The 26,172-nt window shown below is 71.8% G+C and carries 23 protein-coding genes; 11 read left to right on the top strand and 12 right to left on the bottom strand.

Features of this window, described 5'->3' with window-relative positions; translation table 11 throughout:
• The first annotated feature begins 17 nt into the window (after positions 1–17).
• Complete coding sequence (locus tag HNR22_RS26820; RefSeq protein ID WP_179782687.1) at positions 18–1,502, top strand: DUF7782 domain-containing protein; 1,485 nt, start codon at positions 18–20, stop codon at positions 1,500–1,502.
• Between the two features lie 46 nt (positions 1,503–1,548).
• Positions 1,549–1,971: a D-aminoacyl-tRNA deacylase gene (gene dtd / locus HNR22_RS26815; protein WP_179782686.1), complete on the top strand. Its 423-nt coding sequence runs from the start codon at positions 1,549–1,551 to the stop codon at positions 1,969–1,971.
• Positions 1,972–2,072: 101 nt separating this feature from the next.
• On the opposite strand, the gene HNR22_RS26810 is transcribed toward dtd, so the two are convergent.
• Positions 2,073–2,861: a sporulation protein gene (locus HNR22_RS26810; protein WP_179783730.1), complete on the bottom strand. Its 789-nt coding sequence runs from the start codon at positions 2,859–2,861 to the stop codon at positions 2,073–2,075.
• A gap of 231 nt (positions 2,862–3,092) precedes the next feature.
• Between HNR22_RS26810 and sigB the strand changes: the two genes are divergently transcribed.
• The 4 genes from sigB (at position 3,093) to HNR22_RS26790 (ending at position 5,512) form a co-directional block, all read left to right on the top strand.
• Complete coding sequence (gene sigB, locus HNR22_RS26805; protein ID WP_425488080.1) at positions 3,093–4,109, top strand: RNA polymerase sigma factor SigB; 1,017 nt, start codon at positions 3,093–3,095, stop codon at positions 4,107–4,109.
• Positions 4,110–4,227: 118 nt separating this feature from the next.
• Positions 4,228–4,605: a metalloregulator ArsR/SmtB family transcription factor gene (locus tag HNR22_RS26800; protein WP_179782684.1), complete on the top strand. Its 378-nt coding sequence runs from the start codon at positions 4,228–4,230 to the stop codon at positions 4,603–4,605.
• Positions 4,602–5,108, top strand: a complete 507-nt coding sequence (locus tag HNR22_RS26795) for an SRPBCC domain-containing protein (RefSeq protein WP_179782683.1) — start codon at positions 4,602–4,604, stop codon at positions 5,106–5,108. The genes HNR22_RS26800 and HNR22_RS26795 overlap by 4 nt, the downstream gene beginning before the upstream one ends.
• Positions 5,105–5,512, top strand: a complete 408-nt coding sequence (locus tag HNR22_RS26790) for a VOC family protein (RefSeq protein WP_179782682.1) — start codon at positions 5,105–5,107, stop codon at positions 5,510–5,512. Before HNR22_RS26795 ends, HNR22_RS26790 begins: the two co-directional genes overlap by 4 nt.
• A 10-nt stretch (positions 5,513–5,522) precedes the next feature.
• Here the strand turns inward: HNR22_RS26790 and HNR22_RS26785 are convergent, their stop codons facing one another.
• From HNR22_RS26785 to HNR22_RS26775, 3 genes are read right to left on the bottom strand one after another with little or no spacing between them, the layout of a single operon-like run.
• The gene (locus HNR22_RS26785; RefSeq protein ID WP_179782681.1) at positions 5,523–8,078 is read right to left on the bottom strand and encodes a GNAT family N-acetyltransferase; all 2,556 of its coding nucleotides are present in this window, start codon (positions 8,076–8,078) and stop codon (positions 5,523–5,525) included.
• A 25-nt stretch (positions 8,079–8,103) separates the two neighbouring features.
• Positions 8,104–9,285 (bottom strand): acetoin utilization protein AcuC, encoded by a 1,182-nt coding sequence (locus HNR22_RS26780; protein ID WP_179782680.1) that lies wholly within the window; start codon positions 9,283–9,285, stop codon positions 8,104–8,106.
• A 48-nt stretch (positions 9,286–9,333) separates the two neighbouring features.
• Complete coding sequence (locus tag HNR22_RS26775; protein ID WP_179782679.1) at positions 9,334–10,194, bottom strand: sulfurtransferase; 861 nt, start codon at positions 10,192–10,194, stop codon at positions 9,334–9,336.
• 101 nt (positions 10,195–10,295) lie between these two features.
• On the opposite strand from HNR22_RS26775, the gene HNR22_RS26770 reads away from it, so the two are divergent.
• Positions 10,296–10,985, top strand: coding sequence for an iron-dependent transcriptional repressor DtxR (locus tag HNR22_RS26770; protein WP_179782678.1), 690 nt, complete (start codon positions 10,296–10,298; stop codon positions 10,983–10,985).
• A gap of 34 nt (positions 10,986–11,019) precedes the next feature.
• Here the strand turns inward: HNR22_RS26770 and HNR22_RS26765 are convergent, their stop codons facing one another.
• Positions 11,020–11,568: a hypothetical protein gene (locus tag HNR22_RS26765; RefSeq protein WP_179782677.1), complete on the bottom strand. Its 549-nt coding sequence runs from the start codon at positions 11,566–11,568 to the stop codon at positions 11,020–11,022.
• A 111-nt stretch (positions 11,569–11,679) separates the two neighbouring features.
• Positions 11,680–11,934: a DUF5522 domain-containing protein gene (locus HNR22_RS26760; protein WP_179782676.1), complete on the bottom strand. Its 255-nt coding sequence runs from the start codon at positions 11,932–11,934 to the stop codon at positions 11,680–11,682.
• A gap of 150 nt (positions 11,935–12,084) precedes the next feature.
• On the opposite strand from HNR22_RS26760, the gene HNR22_RS26755 reads away from it, so the two are divergent.
• Complete coding sequence (locus HNR22_RS26755) at positions 12,085–12,924, top strand: alpha/beta fold hydrolase (RefSeq protein ID WP_179782675.1); 840 nt, start codon at positions 12,085–12,087, stop codon at positions 12,922–12,924.
• A 35-nt stretch (positions 12,925–12,959) separates the two neighbouring features.
• Here the strand turns inward: HNR22_RS26755 and HNR22_RS26750 are convergent, their stop codons facing one another.
• Positions 12,960–14,117 carry a carboxypeptidase-like regulatory domain-containing protein gene (locus HNR22_RS26750; protein WP_343059979.1) on the bottom strand — a complete coding sequence of 386 codons (1,158 nt, stop codon included), beginning with the start codon at positions 14,115–14,117 and terminating at the stop codon, positions 12,960–12,962.
• Between the two features lie 158 nt (positions 14,118–14,275).
• Here HNR22_RS26750 and HNR22_RS26745 point away from each other — a divergent pair, with 158 nt between their 5' ends.
• Positions 14,276–15,217 (top strand): MerR family transcriptional regulator, encoded by a 942-nt coding sequence (locus tag HNR22_RS26745; protein ID WP_179782674.1) that lies wholly within the window; start codon positions 14,276–14,278, stop codon positions 15,215–15,217.
• A 14-nt stretch (positions 15,218–15,231) separates the two neighbouring features.
• Here the strand turns inward: HNR22_RS26745 and HNR22_RS26740 are convergent, their stop codons facing one another.
• The 3 genes from HNR22_RS26740 to nrdR form a co-directional block, all read right to left on the bottom strand.
• Positions 15,232–16,167: a DUF2332 domain-containing protein gene (locus tag HNR22_RS26740; RefSeq protein ID WP_179782673.1), complete on the bottom strand. Its 936-nt coding sequence runs from the start codon at positions 16,165–16,167 to the stop codon at positions 15,232–15,234.
• Between the two features lie 229 nt (positions 16,168–16,396).
• The gene (locus HNR22_RS26735) at positions 16,397–19,261 is read right to left on the bottom strand and encodes a vitamin B12-dependent ribonucleotide reductase (RefSeq protein WP_425488079.1); all 2,865 of its coding nucleotides are present in this window, start codon (positions 19,259–19,261) and stop codon (positions 16,397–16,399) included.
• 67 nt (positions 19,262–19,328) lie between these two features.
• The gene (gene nrdR / locus HNR22_RS26730; protein ID WP_088946781.1) at positions 19,329–19,829 is read right to left on the bottom strand and encodes a transcriptional regulator NrdR; all 501 of its coding nucleotides are present in this window, start codon (positions 19,827–19,829) and stop codon (positions 19,329–19,331) included.
• A 539-nt stretch (positions 19,830–20,368) separates the two neighbouring features.
• On the opposite strand from nrdR, the gene lexA reads away from it, so the two are divergent.
• Entirely contained in the window at positions 20,369–21,154 is a 786-nt protein-coding gene (gene lexA / locus HNR22_RS26725; RefSeq protein WP_179782671.1) for a transcriptional repressor LexA, read from the top strand.
• Between the two features lie 135 nt (positions 21,155–21,289).
• Here lexA and HNR22_RS26720 read toward each other — a convergent pair whose 3' ends face one another.
• Positions 21,290–22,993 carry a hypothetical protein gene (locus HNR22_RS26720; RefSeq protein WP_179782670.1) on the bottom strand — a complete coding sequence of 568 codons (1,704 nt, stop codon included), beginning with the start codon at positions 22,991–22,993 and terminating at the stop codon, positions 21,290–21,292.
• A gap of 50 nt (positions 22,994–23,043) precedes the next feature.
• Entirely contained in the window at positions 23,044–24,498 is a 1,455-nt protein-coding gene (hflX, locus tag HNR22_RS26715; protein WP_179782669.1) for a GTPase HflX, read from the bottom strand.
• A 183-nt stretch (positions 24,499–24,681) separates the two neighbouring features.
• Between hflX and HNR22_RS26710 the strand changes: the two genes are divergently transcribed.
• A complete protein-coding gene (locus tag HNR22_RS26710) occupies positions 24,682–26,148 on the top strand; it encodes a malic enzyme-like NAD(P)-binding protein (RefSeq protein ID WP_179782668.1) in 1,467 nt (488 codons plus the stop codon).
• The last annotated feature ends 24 nt before the right edge of the window (positions 26,149–26,172 follow it).

Below are 26,172 nucleotides of genomic sequence, written 5' to 3'. Positions count from 1 at the left end.
GCAGGCAGGATGTCGGGGTGGACGAACACGACATGCTGCTCTCCCCCGCCGGCGTCGACGCGCTGCGCGACGCGCTGACCCGGACCGGTTTCACCAGCCATGGCATCGCCGAGCGCCTGGGCGCCCAGGCCACCGCCGCGGTCGCCCGCAACGATTACCGGGCCGCGCTACGCGCCACCGAGGAAGGCGACCCACTGGGCACCCTGATCCGGGTGTTCATCTGCGACCAGACCGAGCCGGAAGCGCAGGTGGCCGCCGCGCTGGCGCCGCTGAGCCTGGAGGAAGCGCTGGCCGGTGGGCTGGTCGAGCGGTACGGCGACGGCCTGCGTGCCGGCGTCGACCTGGAGCCGTACGGCGACGACTGGTGGGTGCTCGCCGACGTGCCGGCCAGTGCCCGACCGGGTCGCCCGTTGCACGCCGAGCACGTGCTCGGCATCGGCGGGGCCACCCACACCCTGATCGGGGCGACCGTCCGCCGGCCGGTGGGCAGCGCGCTGGACCTCGGCACCGGCTCCGGCGTCCAGGCTCTGCACCTGGCCACCCACGCCGACTCGGTGACCGCCACCGACCTCTCGGAGAGGGCACTGCGCTTCGCCGCGACCACCGCCGCCCTCAACGGTCAGGACTGGGAGCTGCTGCGCGGCGACCTGGTCGCCCCGGTTGCCGGCCGGCGCTTCGACCTGGTGGTGAGCAACCCGCCCTTCGTGGTGGGCCCGGGCACCACCACGCACGTCTACCGCGACTCCGGCCGGGTCGGTGACGCGATCGGCGCCGAGCTGGCCGCCGCCGCCCCGGGTCTGCTCACCGAGGGCGGCACCATGCAGTACCTGGCGAACTGGGTGCACGTCGCCGGCGAGGAGTGGGACGAGCGGGTCGCCGGCTGGTTCTCCGGGACCGGCCTGGACGCCTGGGTCATCCAGCGCGAGGTGGCCGACCCGATGACGTACGTCGATCTGTGGCTCACCGACGCCGGCGAGACCACCGACCCGCAGCGGATGGCCGCCTGGCTCGACTGGTTCGACGCGCACAAGGTGGAGGGGATCGGCTTCGGCATCGTGTCGCTGCGGCGGGGTGGGCACGCCGACCCGGTGGTCCGGGTGGAGGACCTGCGCCAGCGGGTGCAGCCGCCGCTGGGCGACGAGGTAGCCGCCTGGTTCGACCGCCAGGACTTTCTGCGGGTACGCGACACCGAAGCGTTGCTCGCCGAGCGCTACCGGGCCGCCGAGGGCCTCCAGCTGCGCCAGGAGGCCACCATGGGTGACGAGGGCTGGGCCGTGGACCGGCAGGTCCTCGCGATGCCGCACGGCCTGCGCTGGACCGAGGAGATCGACCCGCTGGTGCTGGCCCTGGTCGGTGGCGCCGACGGCCGCCTGCCGCTGCGCGACCAGCTCGCCCTGCTCGCCGCCGCGCACGACGTCGAGCCCGACGAGATGGCCGAGGCCGCGGGCCCGATCGTGGCGCACCTGGTGGAGCGCGGCTTCATCGAGGCGGTGACCGCGTGACGCGGGCATGCTCTGCGCCGGCTGCCGGCGTTGCGGCGGGCTGCTGATGCGTGCGGTGGTGCAGACCGTCGGACGGGCCAGCGTGACAGTGGACGGCGAGGTGGTCGGCGCGATTGAGAACGGACTGCTGGTGCTGCTCGGGGTGACCCACACCGACACCGCGGAAACCGCTCAGACGATGGCCCGCAAGGTGCACGAGTTGCGCATCCTGGACGACGAGCGGTCCGCCGCCGACACCGGCGCGCCGATCCTGGTGGTCAGCCAGTTCACCCTCTACGGGGACGCCCGCAAGGGCCGCCGTCCAAGTTGGACGGCAGCCGCCCCCGCCGAGGTGGCCGAACCACTGGTGACCGCCGTCGTCGACGCGCTGCGCCAGCGCAACGCCCCTGTGGAAACCGGCCGCTTCCGCGCACACATGCTGGTGGAGAGCACCAACATAGGCCCCCGAACCCTCCTCCTGGACCTCTAACCCCACCCCACCCAATTGGTGATCAAGAGGTTTGCGTCAAAGTTCGGCCTCTCCATGACGCAAACCTCTTGATCAACGGGGAGGGGCGCAGGGGGTTGGGGTCAGGAGAAGAGGCCTCGGCGGGACAGGGACTGGCGGAGCCAGTTGTCGAGTTCGGCGGTCCAGTCGGTGCGGTCGGCGGTGGCGTGGTCGACCGTGAACCGGCCGAAGGCGTCCCGCCCCTCGGTGAAGACACCGCCGCGCTTGTCGACCTCCAGCACCACCTGCATCTGCTGCGCGTCGGCGATGAAGGTGACCTCCAACTGGTTGATCGAGCGGGCGTACTGCGGCGCCGGGCTGAACTCGATCTCCTGGTAGAAGGGCAACGTCTGTCGTACGCCGTAGATGTGCCCACGCTCCACGTCGGCGCGCGCGAACCGGAAGCCCAGTCGCAGCAACGCGTCCAGCAGTCGCTCCTGCGCGGGCAGCGGGTGCACCGACACGGCGTCCAGGTCACCCTTGTCGACGGCGCGGGCGACCTCCAGCTCGGTCCGCAGGCCCATCGTCATGCCGTGCAGGTGCTGCCCGTACAGCTCGGTGACCGGTGTCTCCCACGGCACGTCGAAGCGGAACGGGATGTCGTGGCGCTGCCCCGGCTCCAGCCGGAACGCGCCGGTGATCTGCTGGCGGCGGAACTCCTGAGTGGTGTCGTAGTCGTTGTCGCCGCTCTCCACCTCGACCCGGGTGACCAGACCGAGAGTCACGTGGTCGATGTCGACCTGGTGGTCGCCGCCGACCACCTGGATGCGGCCCTCCAGCTGGCCGCCCGGGCGGCAGTTCGGGTTGGCCAGCACCGTCTCCACCGATGGCCCGCCGACCCCCATCGCCTTCATGAGCCGCTTGAAGACCACGCCGTCCTCCATCTTTCGTCGTCGCCGACCCGAGCTGGCCGGCCGTCCGCAACGTAGTCGGGGCGGGCAACCGCACACCGGGACGACACACCGCACCACAGATCCGACCTGATTCCTGTCGGGTGCCCGATCGCCTCACTCCCGTTTTACGCCCCGACCGCCAAGCTGTGTGCACACCGGCACCACTGGGCCGGAGACACGGCACAGACGTGGAAACGGGGAGAGACAGAGATGGTCCTGCAGATGACGGAACACCGGACGCGCCCGGCCACCACGACCGACACCGACGGGACCTCCGAGGTCCTCACCGACCTGGACGCCACCGACGAGCGTGGCATCTCCACCGACCTGGTCCGGGCGTACCTCAACGGGATCGGCCGCACGAAGCTGCTGACCGCCGCGCAGGAGGTCGACCTGGCCCGTCGGATCGAGGCCGGCCTGTTCGCCGACGAGAAGCTCGCCACCTGCACCCCGGTCTCCGCGGAGCTGCGGGCCGACCTGGAGCTGATCGTCGCCGAAGGCCGGGCCGCGAAGGACCACCTGCTGGAGGCGAACCTGCGGCTGGTCGTCAGCATCGCCAAGCGCTACACCGGCCGTGGCATGGCGTTCCTCGACCTGATCCAGGAGGGCAACCTCGGTCTCATCCGCGCGGTGGAGAAGTTCGACTACGCCAAGGGCTACAAGTTCTCCACGTACGCGACCTGGTGGATCCGGCAGGCGATCACCCGCGCGATGGCCGACCAGGCCCGCACCATCCGCATCCCGGTGCACATGGTCGAGCAGGTCAACCGGATGGTCCGCGCCCGCCGCGAGCTGGCGGTGACGCTGGGCCGCGAGCCCACTGTCGCCGAGGTTGCCCGCGCCCTGGAGATCCCCGAGATCCAGGTCATCGAGCTGATCTCCTACGACCGGGAGCCGGTCAGCCTGGACCAGGCCGTCGGCGACGACGGTGAGAGCGCGCTCGGCGACTTCGTGGCCTCCGTGGACCCGCGCACCGAGCCGGGCGACGCCGCCGCCCAGGGTGAGTTGCGCAACGAGGTGAGCATCGTGCTGGCCACCCTGTCCCAGCGGGAGCAGGCGGTCATCCGGCTCCGGTTCGGTCTCGACGACGGCCGGCAGCGCACGCTGGACGAGGTCGGTCGGGAGTTCGGTCTGTCCCGGGAGCGGATTCGGCAGATCGAGAAGGTGACCCTGCTGAAGCTGCGCGCGCCGGAGCGGGCCCAGCGCCTGGAGTCGTACGCCTGCTGACGCACCTGCTCATGGAAGGCCCTGGCGGTTCGCCGGGGCCTTCCATGCTGTCGGGGTGCTTGACCGGTGGCACCACCCACGGTAGAAACCATGTGGTTATGAAACCAGGAGGTTATACGTGGGCACCGAACTGCTGGACGCGACCTTCGCGGCGCTGGCCGACCCGACCCGGCGGGCCATCCTCGCCCGGCTCGCGGCCGGGGAGGCGACCGTGACAGAGCTGGCAGCACCCTTCGCGATGAGTCAACCGGCCATCTCCAAGCACCTCAAGGTGCTGGAACGCGCTGGCCTCGTCAGCCGGGGGCGGGACGCCCAGCGCCGACCCTGCCGCCTGGAGGCCCGACCGCTGCGGGAGGCGACAGCCTGGCTCGCCGACTACCGCGACTACTGGGCGGAGAGCTATCAGCGCCTCGACGCGCTGCTCGACGAACTCCAGGCCGTCGACGAGACCGACTCCGCCCGTCGACGCTCCCGACCGGACGGGTCGCGCGGGTGAGCGGCGTCGACGACCCGCTCGTCGTCCACACCCCGGGTGATCGGGAGATCGTGCTGAGCCGGCTGTTCGATGCACCGGCGCGCCTGGTGTTCGCCGCCTTCACCCGACCCGATCTGCTGGTCCGGTGGTACGGCGCGCGCGGCTGGAGGCTGGTGGAGTGCGACGTCGACCTGCGGGTCGGTGGGCGGTGGCGGTTCGTGTCGCAGGGCCCGGAGGGCGCGCGGATGGTCCAGGCTGGGGTCTACCGGCAGATCGAGCCACCGCACCGGCTGGTCTGCACCGAGCTGTTCGACGACCAGTCCTACCCGGGCGAGACGCTGGTCAGCCACGAGTTCACCGAACTGGCCGGCCGGACGACGGTCACCACCACGCTGCGCTACGCCACCGCGGAGGGGCGGGACACCGTGCTGCGCTACCCGATGACCCGGGGGGTCGGGCAGAGCTACACGCGGCTCGCCGACGTGCTGCGTTCCACAACGACGATACGAGGAGAGCAACCATGAACTGGACGCTGGAAGTGGTGATCGTGCCGGTCTCCGACCTGGACCGGGCCAAGAAGTTCTACGCCGAGCAGCTCGGATTCGTGGTGGACCACGACACCGTGATCGGCGACGAGGCGCGCATCATCCAGCTGACCCCGCCCGGCTCCGGCTGCTCGATCGTGATCGGCAGGGGCGCCGTCCCGGACATGCCACCGGGCTCGCTCAAGGGTCTGCAACTGGTGGTGCCCGACATCGAGCGGGCCCACGCGGAGCTGGTCCAACGTGGTGTGGAGGTCAGCGACGTCCAGGTGCTGGGCGCCAACCCGAGGCCCACGCCGCACCCCTTGGACAACGTGGGCTTCGTCTTCTTCACCGACCCGGACGGCAACGCCTGGGCCGTCCAGCAGATCTCCAGCCGCGCCTGACCGGCCCCCGTCACAGGCGGCGGGGGCCCGTGTCGGGGCGGGCGACCACACCGCCGACGCGTACCTGGGCGTGCAGGACCGAGATGCCGTCCGGGCGGGCGAGCACCGGGTTGAGGGTCAGTGACCGCACCCGGGGCTGCTCGTCGGCGAGCTGACCGACCCGCAACAGCAGGTCGGCCAGGGCCGCCCGGTCGACCGGCGCGGCGCCCCGGTGCCCCCGCAGCAACGGCGCCGCCCGGGGCTCGTCGACCAGCTCGGCCGCGTCGGTGTCGGTCAGCGGCACCGCCCGCCAGGCCCGGTCGCCCAGCAGCTCGGTGGCGACCCCGCCGAGGCCGAAGCCGACCACCGGCCCGAACGCCGGGTCCTCCACCAACTCCACGACACAGGCCACACCGGGCGGCACCATCGGCTGGACCAGCACGTCCGCGCCGAAGGTCGCCGCCAGCTCGGCGTACGCCCGGCGGAGGGTCGGCTCGTCGGGCAGGTCGAGCCGGACCGCGCCGAGGTCGACCCGGTGCCGCAGCCCGGGGTCCGCCGCCTTCAGTGCCACCGGGAACCCCAGCCGCGTCGCCGCGTCGACGGCCGCGCCGACGGAGTCGACTGGCACCGAGGCGACAACCTCGATGCCGTACGCGGCCAGCAGCGCCCCCGGGTCGGTGCCGTCGGCGCGGAGCGCGACCTGCGCGGCGGCCCGGTCGATGCCGGGCAGCTCGGGTGCCACCCCGGGCGGGCGGCGCAGCCACTCGGCGTACCGGTGCACCCGGGCGAGCGCCCGCACCGCCTCCTCCACACCTCCGTACGCGGGCACTCCCGGCGGCAGCCGACCGACCAGGAACGTCGCCACTGTCGGTTTGCCCAGCGCGAGGGCGGCCGGCAGCGCGGCGGTCACGTCGGCGTCCACATCGGTCAGCTGCCCGGGCAGCGGCGGGGCGAAGACCACCACCAGGGCGTCCACCCCCTCGTCGGCGGCGGTATCCGCGAGAGCGGCGGCGAACTCGGCGGCACCGGCGCTCGGCCCGACGTCGCGGGGATAACCGTCGGCCACGGTGAGGCCGTGCCCGACGCAGGCGGTGGCGGCCAGCCCGGTCAGGGCCGAGGAGTTGCCGACCACACCGACCCGGCCGCCGACCGGCAACGGCTGGTTGGCCAGCAGCACACCCACGTCGAGCAGCTCCGGCACGGTGTCCACCCGGATCACCCCGGACTGGGCGAAGAGCGCGGCCACCGCCACCTCGTCCGGGCCGGCGGTGTCACCGACCCCGACCGGGCGGGCCGGCGAGGCGAGCGCGACGACCGGTTTGGCACGGCCGATCCGCCGGGCCAGCCGGGCGAACTTGCGCGGGTTACCGAAGGTCTCCAGGTACAACATGATCACGTCGGTGCCGGGATCGTCCTGCCAGTATTGAAGGAGGTCGTTGCCGGAGACGTCGGCCCGGTTGCCGGCCGAGACGAAGCTGGACAGGCCCAGGCCACGCCGGTCCGCCTCGGCGAGCAGCGCCACCCCGAACGCGCCGGACTGGCTGAAGATGCCTACCCGGCCGGCCGGCGGCAGTGCCGGGGCGAGGGTGGCGTTGAGGCGTACCGTCGGGTCGGTGTTGGCCACGCCCAGGCAGTTCGGGCCGACCACCCGCATGCCGGCGGCGTGCGCCGCGCGGACCAGCGCCCGCTGCGTGGCCGCGCCCTCGGCGCCGGCCTCGGCGAAGCCGGCCGAGATGACCACCAGGCCGTGCACCCCCGCTGCGGCGGCGTCGGCGACCACAGCGGTCGCCGCCTCCGGCGGGACCGCCACCACCGCCAGGTCCACCGGAGTCCCGGCCTCAACCGCCGAGGGGTACGCGGGCAGCCCCGCCACTGTCGACGCGCTCGGATGCACCGGCACGACCGCACCGGTGAAACCGCCGTCCCGCAGGTGCCCGAGGACCGCCGCGCCGACGCCCTGACCGGTGGCGCTGGCGCCGTAGACGGCGATGCCCCGTGGGGCGAGCAGCCGGGCGATGGAGCGGGCCTCGGTGCGGTGCTCCCGCCCGCGTTGCACCTCCAGGGTCGCCTCGGTGGGTGCGATCGCAAAGCTCAGGTGGACCACGCCGTCGGCGTACTCACGCTGGACCTGGTAGCCGAAGTCGGCGAAGACGCGCAGCATCGTCCCGTTGGCCGGCAGCACCTCGGCGACGAAGCTCATGATCCCGTTGCGCCGGGCCGCGTCGGCCAGGTGCTCCATCAGCACCGAGCCGATGCCCCGGCCCTGGTAGGCGTCCTCCACGACGAAGGCAACCTCCGCCTCCGGGGCCTGCGGGCCGAGGCGCTCGTAACGGCCGACCGCGACGATCCGGTCGCCGGCCAGCACCACGAACGCCTCCCGGTCGCGGTGGTCGACGGTGACGAACCGGACCAGATCCCGTTCCGGGATGCGCGGGTACGGCGAAAAATACCGCAGGTAGCGGGTGCGCTCGGAGAAGCGGCTGTGCATCGCCACGATGCCCGGCGCGTCGGACGGGTCGATCGGTCGCAACTGGACGGTGCTGCCGTCGCTGAGCAGCACGTCCACCGGCTGGCTCACGGTCGTCACCGGCGTGGCCCTCCCCTGGCCCGGCTCAGTCCCGTGGGTCGTACGGGTCGAGCCCGAGCAACGGGAAGACCTTCTTGCGGGTCGCGGCGATCGCCCGGTCCACCGCGTTCGGCTCGCCGGTCGGCTGCCACGGCTCGAACGACGGGTCCGCGTCGTCGGTCATCCGCAGCGGCACCTCCCGGCCCAGACGACGGGAGGCGACCAGCTCGCGCCACGCGAGCGGGGTGAGCGTGGCCGGGTCGATCGGGTCACCGGTGGCCACGGCAAGCAGGTGACTCCAGGCCCGGGGCACCACCTCGACCAGCGCGTACCCGCCACCGCCGGTGGCCACCCACCGGCCGTCGCACAGCTCGTCGGCGAGCGCCCGCATCGCCAGGTAGGTGGCCCGTTGGCCGTCCACGGTCAGGTTGAGGTCGGCGAGCGGGTCCAGTCGGTGCCCGTCGGCCCCACACTGGCTGACCAGCACCTGCGGCCGGAACGCGCGCAGCACCGACGGCACGATGGCGTGGAACGCCCGCTGCCAGGCGCTGTCCTCGACACCCGGCGGCAGCGGCATGTTGACCGCGCTGCCCTGCGCGCCCGGCCCACCCGTCTCGTCCGGGAAGCCCGTGCCCGGAAAGAGCGCCAGCGGGGTCTCGTGCAGGCTGACCGTGAGCACCCGGGGGTCGTCCCAGAAGATCTGCTGCACCCCGTCGCCGTGGTGCACGTCGACATCCACGTACGCGACCCGCTCGGCGCCCAGGTCGAGCAGTCGGGCGATGGCCACCGCCGGGTCGTTGTAGACACAGAAGCCAGAGGCTCGGGCCGGCATCGCGTGGTGCAGGCCACCGGCCACGTTCACCGCCCGCCGTGCGTCACCGCGCCAGACCGCCTCGGCAGCAGCCATCGTCGCACCGGCGATCAGCGCGCTGGACTCGTGCATCCCCTCGAAGACCGGGTTGTCGGACGTGCCCAGCCCGTACCCGGCGAAGAGCGGATCGCGCGGCGCGACACGCACGGCGGCCAGGTAGGCCGGATCGTGCACCCGGGTGAGCGCGGCATCGTCGGCGGGCTCCGGCTTGACCATGCGCACCCCGGGGCGATCCAGGACGCCCAGCTCGCGGGCGAGCGCGATGGTCAACTCCACCCGGACCGGGTCGAGCGGATGGTCACCCATGTCGTAGGCGAGCAGCGACTCGTCCCACACCACCACCGTGTCGTCGGACATGAGCCCATCGTCGCACGAGGACCGTCGCCGGCCCACCGCACGCGCTGGTCAGCGGTCGGAAGTCGGCCCGGAGACGACCGGCCGGGTCGGGTCGGCCACCCAGTTGCTCCACGATCCGACGTAGAGCGCGGCGTCCGCGCGACCGGCCAGGTGCAGCGCGAGCACCGCCTGCGCGGCGGTCACCCCGGAGCCGCAGTACGCCCCGACGGCCCGCGCCCCGGTGACCCCGGCGGCGGCGAACCGTTCGCTCAGCACATCGGCGGCCGGGAAGCGCCCGTCCGGGCCGACGTACTCCCCGGCGGGCAGGTTCACCGCACCCGGCACGTGCCCGGCGACCGGGTCGATCGGCTCGACCTCGCCCCGGTAACGGGGTGCCGCCCGCACGTCGAGCAGCACCGCGTCGTCCGCGGCGGCCAGCTCGGCGGCCTGCCCCGCGTCGAGCACCGGAAGATCACCGGGACGCACCACGACGTCGCCGGGAATCGGGGCGGGCGCGTCGGTGGAGACCGGCAGGCCGGCGGCGACCCAGGCCGGGAAGCCACCGTGCAGCAGGCGCACCGGACGGTGCCCCGCCCAGCGCAACGTCCACCAGGCCCGGGCGGCAGCCAGGCCGTCGCCACCGTCGTACACCACCACGGGGTGACCGGCGCGGACGCCGGCGGCCCGCAACGCGGCCTGCAACGCGGCCGGGTCGGGCAGTGGGTGCCGGCCGCCGACGCCGGGCGGCCCGCAGAGCGCGGTGTCCAGGTCGACGAAGACCGCGCCGGGCAGGTGACCGGCGAGGTAGTCGTCGTGGCCGGGCGGGCCGATGAGCCGCCAACGGACGTCGAGCAGGGTGGGCGGATCAGCGTCGTCGAGCTCGGCGGCGAGCCGATCGGCCTCGACCAGCGGCTCCTGGGTACCGGACATGGCGACCATCCAACACCATTCGTGCAGACGGCTCGCGGTTCGGCGGCGGCCGGTGGGCCAACAGCCGAGGTAGCATCGTGCACCGGAGGGCCGCTGACGTTATGAAGTCTCACGACCTGGTCGATACGACCGAAATGTATTTGCGCACCATCCTCGAACTGGAAGAGGAGGGGGTGCCGCCGCTGCGTGCCCGGATCGCCGAACGGCTGCAGCAGAGTGGCCCCACCGTGAGCCAGACCGTCGCCCGGATGGAGCGCGACGGCCTGCTGACCGTCGAGGGAGACCGGCACCTGACGCTCACCGCCCAGGGTCGCGGCAGCGCCGTGTCGGTGATGCGCAAGCACCGCCTCGCCGAGCTGCTGCTGGTCAACGTCATCGGGATGCCCTACGAGGAGGCCCACGAGGAGGCCTGCCGCTGGGAGCACGTGATGAGCGACGCGGTGGAGAAGCGGGTGTACGACCTGCTCAACCGGCCGACCCGCTCCCCGTACGGCAACCCGATCCCGGGGCTTCAGGAGCTGGGCTCACCGGCCGCGGAGGCCACCGAGATCGCCGAGGGTGAGCGCAACCTGGCCTTCCCCGGCCTTTCCGGGTCGGTCGTGGTGCGCCGGATCTGCGAGAGCGTGCAGAAGGACGCCGACGTGCTGCGCCAGCTGCACGCCGCCGGCGTCGACCCGGGTGCCACGGTGACTGTGGCACAGGAGCGAGACGGCGTCTCGATCGACCGCTCCGGGGACCGGGTGCGGCTGCCCCGCGAGGTCGCCTCCCGGGTTTTCGTCGCCGCCAGCTGAGTCGCCGCCAACTGATCAACCGGGCACCCGAGCGTCACAACGCGCGGGTGTCCACCTTTTTCGCCAGCGCGGCCAGGTCGCCGGTCAGCTTTTCCGCCGCCGAGCGCTCGCCGCCACGGGCCGCGGTCCACCGCACCGTGGCCAACCGTCCGTCGGTGGCCAGCCAGCCCACCTCGGCGACCGGCCCATGCCCGCTCGCCGCTGCGGTCGTCCGCCGGTACGCCTGCTGACCCAGCCCGGTGACCTTCGCCGCCTTGTCAGGCACCACATCCGCGGCGAAGGTGACCTTGTCGATCGTGGTCTCGGACACACTCAGTGTCAGCTCCGGCAGCGTCGCGCTCCTGGCCCGCACCACACAGGTGTGCGTGTCGCCCTGTTCACTGGCCGCTGCCACGTCGAAGCGCACCTTGACGAGTTGCTCGATCACCGTGAAGTCCAGCAGCCGGCAGGCCCCACCCGAGGAGGCTGCCGCCACGTCCACGGCGATCGGCGCCGGCGGCGGCACCGCCACCGGCTCGGCCTCGGCCGCACAGCCGCTCACCAGCAGCCCCGCCACCCCGGCGACCACGATCCGCCCGCGCACGTTCCACCCTCTCGCCGACCGACGGCGGAAGGCGCCCGCCAGGTGTCCGTCGGACACCGTACGGGGTGTCGGTGGCGGGCGGAAGCCCTCGTTCCGCCGGTCTGCCCGCGCTTATCCGGACTGTGGATCATCCACGTACGGGCAGTGCCGGCAGCCGCGTCCACAGCACGTGCCACGGCGGGCCAGAAAGCCGGCGCTGAGCACGAACAACCCGCTCTCCGGGTCGAGATAGCCGGCCTCCCCGGCGGCGAGCGCAGCGTCGTGCGCGGCGAGGATCCGGGCCCGGTCGGGGTGCTCCGGCGACAGCCGGGACGGGTGCGGCTCGGTGAGCGGCCGGTCGGCCAGGGGTCGTCGCTCTCCGCTCACCGAGGCAGTCTAGGGAAGCCCGCGGGGCAGTACGAGCGGGCCGGCGACCCGACCCGCGGCGCAAAAACGCGGTATCGTCCTGCTCCGCCACGAGCGAGCCGGTCGACCCATGTCACACCGGACGGCTCCACCCCCTGGGAGGGTGTACCCATGGCCACCTTCGCCGCGCCCGACGGCACCACACTCGCGTACCGGAGCATCGGCGCAGGCGACCCGCTGGTCTGTCTGCCGGGCGGGCCGATGCGGGACTCGGCGTACCTCGGTGATCTCGGCGGTCTGGGCGCGTACCGGACGCTGGTCGTCGTCGACCTGCGGGGTACCGGTCGGTCGGCCGTACCGGCCGACGTCTCCACCTACCGTTGCGACCAGATGGTCGACGACGTCGAGGCGCTACGCCGACACCTGGGCCTCGACCGATGTGACGTGCTCGCGCACTCCGCCGGAGCCAACCTGGCCCTGGGGTACGCGACCCGCCATCCCGAGCGGGTCGGCCGGCTGGCGCTGATCACACCGAGCACGCGGGCTCTCGGACTGGAGGCGACCGCCACGCTGCGCCAAGAGGTCACCCGGGTCCGAGCCGGCGAGCCGTGGTACCCGGCGGCAGCGGCCGCGTTGGACTCGATGGTGTCCGGTCGGGCGACCGCGGATGCCTGGCAGGCGATCGCACCGTTCTTCTACGGCCGGTGGGACGCGGCCGCCCGCGCGCACCAGGCGGCGGAGCCGGGCCAGCGCAACCAGGACGCGGCCCGGGTCTTCGGCGCCGAGGGCGCCTTCGATCCGCCGGCGACCCGCGCCGCGCTCGCCCAACACCGGGGTCCGGTGCTGCTGCTGGCCGGTGAGGTCGACCTCGGCGCCCCGCCCGGCCTGGTCGCGCAACTCGCGGAGCTGGCACCGGGCGCGGAGTTGGTCGTGCAGCCGGGCGCGGGGCACTACCCGTGGCTTGACGACGCCGGCAAGTTCACGGCCACGGTCTCGACGTTCCTGCGCTGACCATCGCCGAAACCCTGACCAACAGCCGTCGCTCTTTAACCTCGGTAGTCGCTCTGGTGGATGCCACCCTGCGGGGGCGCGCCGTACGAGCCCGGGAACCCGCCCACCGGCCCGAGGTGCAGTACCGCGGTCGGAGCGTCGGTCATGCTCCCACCGGCCGGCGTCAACAGCTCGGTCGTCGAGGGAACACCGGACTCCGCCCCCGCGTCCCGGGTGTTCCTCAGGCGCATCACCACCAGTGCGAGCGCGCCCGCGCCTGCGGCGACCAGCAAGCCGCCCAGGAGCAGGAAAGGCATCGAGTTGCTTCCCTCCTCGCTGACGGCCTTGAGGGTGGGCAGCGCAGCCCCGGGGGTGTCCTCGCCAACCTCCACCGCGCCGAGAGGGCTTGCCTCCACGGCGGGCGACGGCGACGTCGTAGTGGGCGCTGCCACCGCCGAAAGGGTCAGCCCCACTGTCGCGACGTTACCGGCGGTGCCTCGTACGGTCGTGCGAGTGGGACCGTAGCCGTCCATGGTCGCGCGGACGGTGATGGGGCCCTCGGCGATCGGCTTGCCGACGCTCGACGTGATCGAGAACTGGCCGCTGCGGCTGCTGGTCGTCCGGTATTCGTGCCCGGCGCTGTCCTGGATGGTCAGGTTCACGCCGCCGATTGCCTTTCCGCTGGCGTCGCGGACCCGGCCGGAGACACCTTTCACCCCGGCCGCCGGCTTGGCCCCACCCGACGGCGACGCACCCGGGCCGTGGACGTAGACCGTCCTGTGGTCATAGCTGTTCTGCTCGGCAAGCCGCACGCCGACCGAGATGTTGAGGCCGGTGATCTCACCCGGACGAGCCGTGGGGGCGACGAGCGTCGTGTCGAAGGTCTGGCTCCGGCCGGGTCCGAGTTTCGGCTCTGCCCGGCATCCGGAGGTGCATCGCAGGCCGCCGCCGACCACCACGATGGCCGTTTCGGCCCGGCTTCCGGTGTTGGTGACGCTGAAGCGCACGCGTACCGTCTCGTTGGGCTTCACGTTCTCCGCCGACACGCTCAGGATGCGGACGGGCTGCGGGGCGGCGGTCGCGGGTGCCGCCGACACCGCGAGCGTCCCCCCGATCAGCGTGACCAATGCTGCCGCTCGGGTCCATTCGACACATAAGCGCGTCGTCACTTCCAACCACCTTCTGCAAGAACAGGCAACACCGGTCGATGGCACCGCGGGCCACTATGCCCTGTCCGGGACGGGTTGCGCGACCCACCGCCGGCGTCCGGCCGGGGAAACAACAGTGCCAGGGCCGGGGTTGAGCGGGTCGAATGCGCCTGCCGCTGGTGTCGGGTTGAGTCTCCAGCGGGGGGAGACAGCAGGGTGGGGACATGAACGGGAAGACGCGTCACACGATCGGCAACCTGTCCGGGCGGACCGGCCTGAGCGTCAAGACGATCCGGTACTACGCCGACCGGGGAATCGTGCCGCCCACCGACCGGAGCCCCGCCGGCTACCGCCTCTTCGACGCCGAGGCGGTTGCCCGGCTGGAGCTGGTCCGCACCCTGCGCGAGCTGGGCGTGGACCTGGCCACCATTCGCCGCGTGGTGAACCGCGAGGTGACCCTGCCCGAGGTGACCGCCGCGCACGCCGAGGCGTTGGCGGTGCAGATCCGGGTGCTGCGGCTGCGCCAGGCGGTGCTCACCGTCGCGGCGAGGCGCGGGGCGGGCCCGGCGGAGGTGGACGACCTGCACCGCCTGGCCCAGCTCACCACGCGCGAACGGGGGCACCTGGTGGGCGACTTCCTGAACACCGTCTTCGCTGGTCTGGGAGACCAGCCCACCTCGCCCGGCGTCGTGGTGTCGATGACACCGAGCCTGCCCGACGAACCCAGCACCGAGCAGGTCGAGGCGTGGCTGGAGCTGGCCGAGCTGTGCCAGGACGCCAGTTTCCGGGCGAGCATGCGACGGTTGGCGCGCCAGCACGCCGCCGACCACGACGTCCCGGGGCTACCGCGCCCGGACGCCGTCGCGGTGGTTCGGGACGCGGTGGCCCCCGCCCTGGCCGCCGGTCTCGATCCGACCACTCCCGAGGCGGATGCCGTGGTCGCGAGGGTCATCGACCGGTACGCGCGTCTGCGGGGCCGCCCCGACGACGCCGACCTGCGCCAGCGGCTGCTCGACCGACTGACCGTGGCGAACGATCCCCGCCGAGACCGCTATGTCGACCTGCTGTCGGTGCTCAACGGCTGGTCGACCGGCGACGCGGTCGCCCCGGCGGCGGAGTGGTTCCTCCAGGCCCTACGCGCCCGGATGCCCGAACCGGCCCGCTGAGCCGACTCGCGCCGTCACCCGAACCAGGTCATCGTCTGGCCGTGGCCCCGGGCCCAGGCCAACGGCCTGCCATCCAAGGCGAGGACGTTGTGCATGGCCTCGTCCGGCGGGTCGGGCAGTCCGTCGTACCGCAGCACCTCCGGGGCCTCGTTCGCGATCCAGTGACCGGGCAGCTCACGGACCAGCCGGACGAACTCCTCGCGTCGCGGCGGCGGCACCTGGTAGAGCACTGACGTGTGGAAGACCACCAGCGTCGCGTCGGCCGGCGCCCGGGCGGCCAGCGCCGGCAGGTCGTCCACCAGATCACCGCGGAGCAGCAGCGGCGGGTCGGCCGCGGCGACCGCCGCCGCGGCGCGCAGCCGGGCCCGCCGGTGCGCGTGCTCCGGCCAGATCAGCGCGTCCAACCAGGACACGTCGTCGGGGTCGGTCACGTCGAGAGGGTTGAGGTCCAGGCCGGCCCGCCACACCACCTGGGGTACGCGGGTCGGCGGCACCAGACCCCTGGCCGCGCACTCCAGGACCGGCGCGCCGGAGCCGACCTGGTGCTCGCCGTAGCGGTACGCGTACCGGTCGGGGTAGAGGCAGAGCCCGGCGGACGCGCCGACCTCCAGCAGGGCGAGGGGCTGCGGCAGCGCGGCGAGCACCGGCAGCAGGACCGCACACCGGCCGCTCTCGTTCGTCTGGGTGGCCCGGGTGAGCAGCTCCGCCTTGACGGCGGGCCAGTGCGTCACCGTGAAGTCGTGAAAGGCGGCCGGTTCGTCGACGCGGCCGCCGAGCCACCGGACGACGCTGAACAACAGGTTGGGCTGCCGCTTGGCCGGCGGAAGCGCATCCAGCAGGGCGAGCACGGCATCGTCGTCGGCGACGGCGTACGACAGACGCTCGTAGGTGGGCGACACCCCGCGCGCCTCACGCCTGCCGAACTCCGCGTACGCCTCGGCGGTCGTCATGCCCTCATCGTCGCAGCCCATTCCTCGGTAATTCAGCCCCGTTCCCGTGCGTTGCCTCACCCGCCTCCTAGAGTGCCGCGGCGGCGTGATCGACTCGGGTTTCGTGAAGTCGGGGTGTCCGGGCGAGGTTGATGCCCCGGTTTCCTGGAACGCGCGTCGATCGCCGGGCGGGAACGCCGCGAGCGCGGCAGGTGATCCCTGCCGCGCTCGCGGATCTCGCGTTCGTACGTCAGCTGCAGCCGCTGGTGGAGCCGCAGCCCTCGCAGACGTAGCAGCTGCCGGCCGGGCGCATCTTCGTGCCGCAGGTGAAGCAGAGCGGAGCGTCGGCGGCCTTGCCGATCACGGCCTCCAGCAGTTCGGTGCTGGAACCCACGCTCGGCGCCGGCTTGGCGGCGGCCACGTCGGCCATCTCCTGCGCCGGCTGCGCGACGGCCTCCGACTTGGCCGGAGCCTCCACGGGCGCCGACGACGCCATCGCGGTGAGCTCGGCACCGGTGACACCGGCGGCCTCCGCGTCGGCCTCGGCCCGCAGTTGGGCGGCCCGCTCGGACGCGGTGAAGATGCCCAGCTCGGCGCGGCGCTCATACGGCAGGAAGTCCAGCGCCAGGCGACGGAAGATGTAGTCCATCACCGAAGCCGCCATCCGCACGTCCGGGTCGTCGGTCATGCCGGCCGGCTCGAAGCGCATGTTGGTGAACTTGCTGACGAACGTCTCCAGCGGCACGCCGTACTGCAGACCGATGCTGATGGCCACCGAGAAGGCGTCCATCACCCCGGCCAGGGTCGAGCCCTGCTTGGACATCTTGAGGAAGACCTCGCCGAGGCCGTCGTCCGGGTAGGACGACGCGGTGAGGTAGCCCTCGGCGCCTCCGACAGAGAAGCTGACCGTCTCGGACGGGCGCTTCTTCGGCAGGCGCTTACGCACCGGCCGGTACTCGATGACCTTCTCCACCGCGGCCGGCGCAGCCTCGACGGCGGCCGGCTCGGTGGCCTTGTTGGACTTCGCGACCGAGAGCGGCTGACCGACCTTGCAGTTGTCCCGGTAGATCGCCAGCGCCTTGAGGCCGAGCTTCCAGCCCTCGAAGTAGATCTTCTCGACGTCCTCGACGGTGGCCGCCTCCGGCATGTTGACCGTCTTGGAGATCGCGCCGGAGACGAACGGCTGGATGGCCGCCATCATCCGCACGTGACCCATCGGGGCGATCGTCCGCTCCCCCATGGCGCAGTCGAACACCGCGTAGTGCTCCGGCTTGAGGCCCGGGGCGTCGACCACGTGGCCGTGGTCGGCGATGTGCTCGACGATCGCCTCGACCTGCTCCTCGGGGTAGCCGAGGCTGCGCAGCGCACGCGGAACGGTCTGGTTGACGATCTGCATCGAGCCGCCGCCGACCAGCTTCTTGAACTTGACCAGCGCCAGGTCCGGCTCCACGCCGGTCGTGTCGCAGTCCATCATGAAGCCGATCGTGCCGGTCGGGGCGAGGACGCTCGCCTGCGCGTTGCGCCAGCCGAACTTGTCGCCGATCTTGTTGCCCTGGGTCCACTGCCTGGTCGCCTCACGGACGATCGCGGTGGCCACCGGGCTGGTCGGCTTGATCTCGTCGTTGGCGGCGGCGTGCTTGCGCATGACCCGCTTGTGCGGCTCGGCGTTGCGGGCGTAACCGTCGTACGGGCCGACGACGCCGGCCAGCTCGGCGGAGCGGCGGTAGGCGGTGCCGGTCATCAGCGACGTGATCGACGCGGCAACCGAACGGCCCTGGTCCGAGTCGTACGGCAGGCCGGTGGCCATCAGCAGGGCGCCGAGGTTGGCGTAGCCGATGCCGAGCTGCCGGTAGGCGCGGGAGGTCTCCCCGATCTTCTCGGTCGGGAAGTCCGCGAAGCAGATCGAGATGTCCATCGCGGTGATGACGAACTCGACGGACTTGACGAACTTCTCCACCTCGAAGCCACCGTCGGCGCGGAGGAACTTCATCAGGTTGAGCGAGGCCAGGTTGCACGAGGAGTTGTCCAGGTGCAGGTACTCCGAGCACGGGTTCGACGCGGTGATCCGCCCGGTCTCCGGGCAGGTGTGCCAGTCGTTGATCGTGTCGTCGTACTGCAGGCCCGGGTCGGCGCACTCCCAGGCAGCCTGGGAGATGGTGCGGAACAGCTTCTTGGCGTCGACGGTGTCGATCACCGAGCCGTCCAGCCGACCGCGCAGGTCGAAGCCGCCGCCGTTCTCCACCGCCGACATGAACTCGTCGGAGACCCGGACCGAGTTGTTGGCGTTCTGGTACTGCACGCTGACGATGTCGGAGCCGCCGAGGTCCATGTCGAACCCGGCGTCGCGCAGAGCGCGGATCTTGTGCTCCTCGCGCGCCTTCGTGACCACGAACTCCTCGATGTCCGGGTGGTCCACGTCGAGGATGACCATCTTGGCCGCCCGGCGGGTCGCGCCGCCGGACTTGATGGTGCCGGCCGAGGCGTCGGCGCCACGCATGAAGCTCACCGGGCCCGAGGCGGTGCCGCCGGAGGAGAGCAGCTCACGCGACGAGCGGATCCGCGACAGGTTGACCCCGGAGCCGGAGCCGCCCTTGAAGATCAGCCCCTCCTCCTTGTACCAGTCGAGGATCGAGTCCATCGAGTCGTCGACGGCCAGGATGAAACAGGCGCTGACCTGCTGCGGCGACGGCGTGCCGACGTTGAACCAGACCGGCGAGTTGAAGCTGAAAACCTGGTGCAGCAGCATCCAGGTCAGCTCGTGGCCGAAGATCTCGGCGTCGGCCGGGCTGGCGAAGTAGCCGTACTCCTCGCCCGCGGTGCGGTAGGTGGTGACGACCCGGTCGATCAACTGCTTGAGCGACCACTCCCGCTCCGGGGTCCCCACCGCGCCCCGGAAGTACTTGGTGGTCACGATGTTGGCCGCGTTGACGCTCCACGACTGCGGGAACTCGACCCCCCGCTGCTCGAAGTTGATCGAACCGTCCCGCCAGTTCGTCATCACGACGTCGCGGCGCTCCCAGGTGACCTCGTCGTACGGGTGGACCCCCTCGGTCGTCCACACCCGCTCGATCTTCAGCCCCGCGCCTGCCTTGTTTCGTGAACGGCTAGTTGTCACGCCGTCGCCCCCCTCGTCTGCGCGGTCACCCACCGCGCGTCCCAATCTCTTGAAAAACCGTGAAGATTCAGCTGGTACGGCCGGCGGCCTCAACCGCATCGGCCCTGCCCTGCCCCCGGGCGCGCGCCGCGGCCCGCAACGTCTCGATCTCGCGCTCGAAGTCGGCGAGTGAGTCGAAGGAGCGGTAGACGCTGGCGAACCGCAGGTAGGCGATCTCGTCCAGGTCGCGCAGTGGGCCCAGGATCGCCAGGCCCACGTCGTGGCTGGGGATCTCGGCGGCCCCCTTGGCCCGGACCGTCTCCTCCACCCGCTGCGCGAGCAGCGCGAGTGAGTCGTCGTCCACCGGCCGGCCCTGGCACGCCTTGCGCACCCCGCCGATGATCTTCGTGCGACTGAACGGCTCGGTCACCCCGCTGCGCTTGACGACCGCGAGGACCGCCTCCTCGACGGTGGTGAACCGCTTGCCGCATTCCGGGCAGGAACGCCGCCGCCGGATGAGCTGGCCGTCGTCGGCCTCCCGCGAGTCGACCACCCGGGAGTCAGCGTGCCGGCAGTACGGACACCGCATCGCCCACCTCCTAAAAATGATCAACTGCGCCCACACCGGACACTCCCGGGCACGACCCACCCCGGCGGTGCCACCCTCGGATGGCACCCGCCGTGATCGACGTTACGGGAGTGCGGTCGGTAGTCGGACCCAACCTGTGGGCAACTTACGCCCGTGTCACTACTACATCTAGGGGTTGACCGTATGTCGCTGGGGAAGCCGGGTCAAGTTGACCGGCGTGTCCGGCGCGTCACGGACCATCCGGTCATCCGCGACCATCGGCACGCCCGAAGACCCAACGCGAACACCGCGCGCGGGTTACCGGCCAGCGGGCCAGAGTGACCCGTAAAACGGCCGACGATCGAACACCAGTGCTACCTGACGTACCATTTATCAGAACATCCGTACGACCGGAGGGCTTTTTCACCCCGACACGCCGGTGAGAGGTCGTACAGATGTTTGAAAATGACCGATCTCACCTATACGGTCATGAACAACGTGGCACCACCGCACGCACCACGAGCCGACGAGGCACCCAGCGCCGACCAGGGAGGACGGACGTGACCGAGGACCGGGCCAGCCGGCCGAAGAGCCCGCAGCAGATCACCGAGGCGGGCCCGCCGGCCACCCGACGCCGCAGCGCCGCGCGCAGCCGGACGGGTCAGCCCGCCGTGCGCCAGGTCACCCCGGTGGTCAGCGCCTTCCCCGACCCGGCGACGATCGACCTGACCGCTCGCCAGCGACGCATCCTGGAGTTCATCCGCACCTGGGTCGAGCGGCACGGCTACCCGCCGAGCGTCCGCGAGATCGGCGAGGCCGTCGGCCTGGTGTCGCCGTCCAGCGTCGCCTACCAGCTCAAGGAGCTGGAGAAGAAGGGCTTCCTGCGCCGCGACCCTAACCGGCCGCGCGCGGTGGACGTCCGTGCTCCCAGCGAGGCCATCGACGACGAGCTGTCCCGGGCGCAGCGGCCGACCCCGGCGTACGTGCCGATGCTCGGTCGGATCGCCGCCGGTGGGCCGATCCTCGCCGAGCAGGCCGTGGAGGACATCTTCCCGCTCCCCCGCGAGCTGGTGGGCGAGGGCGAAGTCTTCATGCTCCAGGTCAAGGGCGACTCGATGCTCGACGCGGCGATCTGCGACGGCGACTGGGTCGTCGTTCGGCAGCAGCCGACCGCCGACTCCGGCGAGATCGTGGCCGCCATGCTCGACGGCGAGGCGACAGTGAAGACCTACCGACGGCGCGACGGGCACGTCTGGCTCATGCCGCAGAACCCGGCCTTCGACCCGATCCCCGGTGACGACGCCACCATCATGGGCCGGGTCGTGGCGGTGCTGCGCCGAATCTGACCGGCCCGCGGGTGGGTGCCCACGGCGCCCACCCGCGCCCGCTGTTCAAAAGCGCGGCCCACCCGCGCCCGCTGTTCAGAAGGCTGGCTTACCCGCGTTGGTTGTTTCAGGAGCGCGTGAGCGCGGCGACGCTCATCAGTAGCGGTCGCCCCGATAGCCGCGGCCGCCCCCGGGATACTGCCCGTACGGATCGACGGGCCCGTCGTCGTCACGCCGGCGGCCGGGCCGCTGACCCCGGTGGTCAGGTTCCTGTCCACCACGGCGGGGCGGCTCCGCCCGACCGGCGCCGGGCTGACCGCCGCCGTCGCCGTACACACCGCCGCCAGGACGACCGCCACCACTCTGCGGACGACCGCCACCTGCAACCGGGGGGCGACCGCCGCCACTGACCGGAGGGCGACCTCCACCGGCCGGGGAACGACCTCCACCGGCCGGGGGACGAGCTCCGCCGTACACGCCGCTGCCGGCGTCCGGCCGTGGCGTGCCGTAGCCACCGTCGGCGACGGCCGGGCGACCGCCGCCGCCGTACACGGCACCACCCGCCGGGGCCGGGCCGCCGCGACCCGCGGCACCGCCGTAGACCGCGCCACCCGCTGGCGCGCCGCCACCGTAGACGCCGCTCTTCCGGCCGGTGGGCCCCGCGGGCCCGTCGGCGGCACGGCCGGCACGCGGGCCTGACGGCTCACCATCCGGGTCCGACGAGTCGGGCCCGTCGGCGGCCGGCGGCCGGCGGCGGGCCCGGACGATGCCGATGATCCCGGCGCCGACCAACAGCAGGCCGACCAACCCGACGGCGCCGACCAGGTAGGTGATGTCGTCGAGGCTCAGACCGTCGGTCCACGACTTCGCCGCGGCCGGCTTGGCACCGCCGGCCGCTGCGAGTGGCACCGCCGTCGAGGTGGACGGTGTGTAGCTGAGAATGTCGAGGGGCTCGTCCTCGGCGAAGCGGGCCGCGTCGGAGACGGTCAGGAACGACTTCCCGTCCGGCGTGTAGCTGATGGCCTCGCCGAACGGGTCGGCCAACGCCGTCACCCGGGGCTTGCCGGTGGTGAGCGCGCCGACGATGTCGCCGCCGCTCACGTCGTACTCGAAGGCGTCCGCGTAGGTGCGCAGCACCACCCGGGAGCCGTCCGGGGACCGGGCCGCGCCGGTGATGGCGATCCGACCGAAGGTGTTGAGCGGGTTCTCCGTCTGCGTCTTGGGCAGCTCTATCTCGCCGGCCCTGCTCATCGGCACCGGGTCGGTGTCGCCGCTCTTCAGGGCTGCCGTCGGGGTGTAGATCTCGGCCTTGCCGCTGGTCACCTTCGTGATGATGAGCGGCTTACCGTCGTCGCCGATGAGCAACGCCTCGGCGTCGCGCGGCTTGGCCTCCGGGTACGCGAGCCGGTGCAGCGTCGGCTGCCTGACGCCGGTGACCGGCATCGACCAGAGCGCGATGCGGCTGCGGCGCTCCTTCGAGTCGGCGTTGTCGCCGATGTCGGCGATCCAGAGGGTGCTGCCGTCCTTGGAGAGAGCCAGATCCTCGGTGTCGAAGGGGCCCTGCCCGGAGTACCGGACCGGCTCCTTCGAGATCTTGCACTTGCTGTCGAGGAAGAAGACCCGCTTGCGTGCCGGGACCTCGGTGCCATCGTTGATGACGATGTAGCCGCTCTTGGTCGCGACCAGCCCGGACAGCTCTCGCAGGCGTTCGTCGACGATCGTGCACCGCTTCTGACCGGGAGCGGCAGCGGGCAGCCCCAACGACACGGGCGCGGGGGCCGCCGCGGCGACTCCGGCGAGCGCCACGGTTGCCCCGAGCAGGCCGAGGGCAACCGTGACCGAGGAAACAACGCGGCGCATTCGGCCAGTGTCGCATGCCACGCGTTTCAGGTGGATGACGCCGTGGGGGCTCAGGACCGGCTGCCGGCCGCCTGTCCCTGCCGCGCGACGTCGAACGGCGCCAGCTCCGCAGCCAGCTCCGCACTGACGCGGACGTGCAGCAGGGTGCCCTCCGGCAGGTGCGACGTGCTGAGCACCTCCCCGGTGCGGTGCACCCGGGACACCAGGTCACCCCGGTCGTACGGCAGGACCGCCCGGACCTCGACGGCCGGCTGTGGCAGCCGGTCCTCGATGGCCGAGCGCAGGTCCTCGATGCCCCTGCCGGAGTGAGCCGATACGAAGATCGCGTCCGGCCAGAGCCGCTTGAGCCGCAGCAGAGTGTCCTCGTCGGCGGCGTCGGTCTTGTTGACCACCAGCAGCTCGGGGAGCCGATCCGCGCTCACCTCGGCGAGCACCTCGTGCACCGCCCGGACCTGCTCCTCCGGATCCGGGTGGGTGCCGTCGACGACGTGCACCACCAGATCCGCCTCCGCGACCTCCTCCAGCGTCGAGCGGAACGCCTCGACGATCTGGTGCGGGAGGTGCCGGACGAAACCGACCGTGTCGGAGAGGGTGTAGATCCGCCCATCCGAGGCGGTGGCCTTACGGGTGGTCGGGTCCAACGTCGCGAACAGCGCGTTCTCCACCAGCACGCCCGCGTCCGTCAGCCGGTTGAGCAGGCTCGACTTGCCGGCGTTGGTGTAGCCGGCGATGGCCACGGCGGGGATCGAGTTGCGGGTGCGTCGGGCACGCTTGGTGACGCGTACCGTCCGCATGTTCTTGATCTCGCGGCGCAGCCGGGAGATGCGGTGGCGGATACGCCGCCGGTCGGTCTCCAGCTTGGTTTCACCGGGACCACGCACACCCACACCGCCACCGGCGCCGCCGCCCCGGCCGGAACCACCGGTCTGCCGGGAGAGCGTCTCACCCCAACCGCGCAGTCGGGGCAGCAGGTATTGGAGCTGGGCCAGCTCGACCTGCGCCTTACCTTCCTTGCTCTTGGCGTGCTGGGCGAAGATGTCGAGGATCAGCGCCGTCCGGTCGACAACCTTGACCTTGGTGCGCTGCTCCAGGTTGCGCAGCTGTGACGGCGACAGCTCACCGTCGCAGATGACCGTGTCGGCGCCGGTGGAGAGCACCACCGCGCCGAGGTCGTCGACCTTGCCGCGGCCGATGTACGTCGCCGGGTCGGGTCGTGTGCGACGCTGGATGAGCCCTTCGAGCACCTGCGAACCGGCCGTCTCGGCCAGCGCGGCAAGCTCGGTCAGCGAATTTTCCGCATCGGCGATCGTGCCCTCGGTCCAGACGCCCACCAGGACGACCCGCTCCAGCCGCAGCTGGCGGTATTCCACCTCGGTGACGTCGGTGAGCTCGGTTGACAGGCCCGGGACGCGTCGCAGGGACTGCCGCTCCGACAGCTCCATCTCGCCGGTGGTGACGTCGTCGAGCTCGTCCTCGACGGGGACAAAGCTCTCCTGGTCTCGCAAGCGGTTCTCCTGTCCGTTTTGATAAGTAGAACGTAATCCTGACATGACACAACGCCGAACGCACCTGCTATATGCCCATGCTGAAGGTCGCCAAAAGTGGGGGCGAATGCTGGTCGGACTCGACAACCCGGTAGAAATGCGGTCGGCGGCCGACTGGCCGCACAGCCGTGACGGAGGGATCCCGTGGCCATCACCCGACTGCCGAGCGCCGGATTTTCGATCACCATCCGGATCGCCGTAACTGCGGACGCCTCCTCGATCGGCCGGCTCACCACCTCGGTCGGCGAGGCCGGGGCGATCGTCACGGCGCTGGACGTGGTGGACTCGGACCCGACCCACGTGATCGTCGACCTGACCTGCGACACCGCCGACGCCGGCCACGCCGACCAGGTGGTCGACGCGTTGACCGCGCTGGACGGCGTGGATGTCCGCAAGGTGTCGGACCGGACGTTCCTCCTGCACCTGGGCGGCAAGATCGAGGTGACCTCGAAGGTCGCGCTGCGCAACCGTGACGAGCTGTCCCGGGCTTACACCCCGGGGGTGGCCCGGGTCTGCATGGCGATCGCCGAGAACCCGGCGGACGCCCGGCGGCTGACCATCAAGCGCAACACCGTCGCGGTGGTCAGCGACGGCTCGGCGGTGCTCGGCCTGGGCAACCTGGGCCCGGCCGCCTCGCTGCCGGTGATGGAGGGCAAGGCGGCGCTGTTCAAGCGCTTCGGCGGGGTGGATGCCTGGCCGGTGGTGCTGGACACCCAGGACACCGACGAGATCGTGCAGATCGTCAAGGCGATCGCGCCCGCTTACGGCGGGATCAACCTGGAGGACATCGCCGCGCCGCGCTGCTTCGAGATCGAGGCCCGGCTGCGCGAGGCGCTGGACATCCCGGTCTTCCACGACGACCAGCACGGCACCGCGATCTGCGTGCTGGCCGCGCTGACCAACGCGCTGCGGGTGGTCGGCAAGCGGCTTGAAGACGTCCGCGTGGTCGTCTCGGGCGCCGGCGCGGCCGGCACCGCGATCATGAAGCTGCTGCTGCGCCAGGGCGTCGGCGACATCATCGCGTACGACCGGGAGGGCGCCCTGCACCGCGGGCTGACCGGGCTCAACTCGGCGTGGCAGTGGCTGGCGGACAACACCAACAAGGAGAACTACTCGGGCGACCTGCCGGGTGCGATCCGGGGTGCCGACGTGTTCATCGGGGTGAGCGCGCCGAACCTGCTCACCGGCGACGACATCGCCCAGATGGCGAAGGACTCGATCGTCTTCGCGCTCGCCAACCCGGACCCGGAGGTCGACCCCCGGGAGGCGCGCAAGCACGCCGCCGTGGTCGCCACCGGTCGCTCGGACCAGCCGAACCAGATCAACAACGTGCTCGCCTTCCCCGGGGTGTTCCGCGGCATGCTCGACGCGCACGCCGAGGAGTTCACCGAGGAGATGGCCCTCGCGGCCGCCCAGGCCATTGCCGACGTGGTCGGTGAGGACAAGATCAACCCAACGGTGATCGTGCCCAGCGTCTTCGACTCCCGGGTCGCCCCGGCGGTCGCCGCCGCCGTCCGCGCCGCCGCGCACAACCCCAGCCCACTCCCGGCAGCCGACCCCGGCCCGGCGGACCTCCCCGAGATCGCCGCCAACGCCAGCGCGACCCCCTGAGCACTCCCCCTGTTGATCAAGGTT

Source organism: Micromonospora jinlongensis (genome assembly GCF_013410645.1).
In the GTDB taxonomy this organism is placed as follows: Bacteria; Actinomycetota; Actinomycetes; order Mycobacteriales; family Micromonosporaceae; genus Micromonospora; species Micromonospora zamorensis.
The sequence above is the reverse complement of the archived record's forward strand: the minus strand, read 5'-3'. Positions and strand labels throughout refer to the sequence as shown.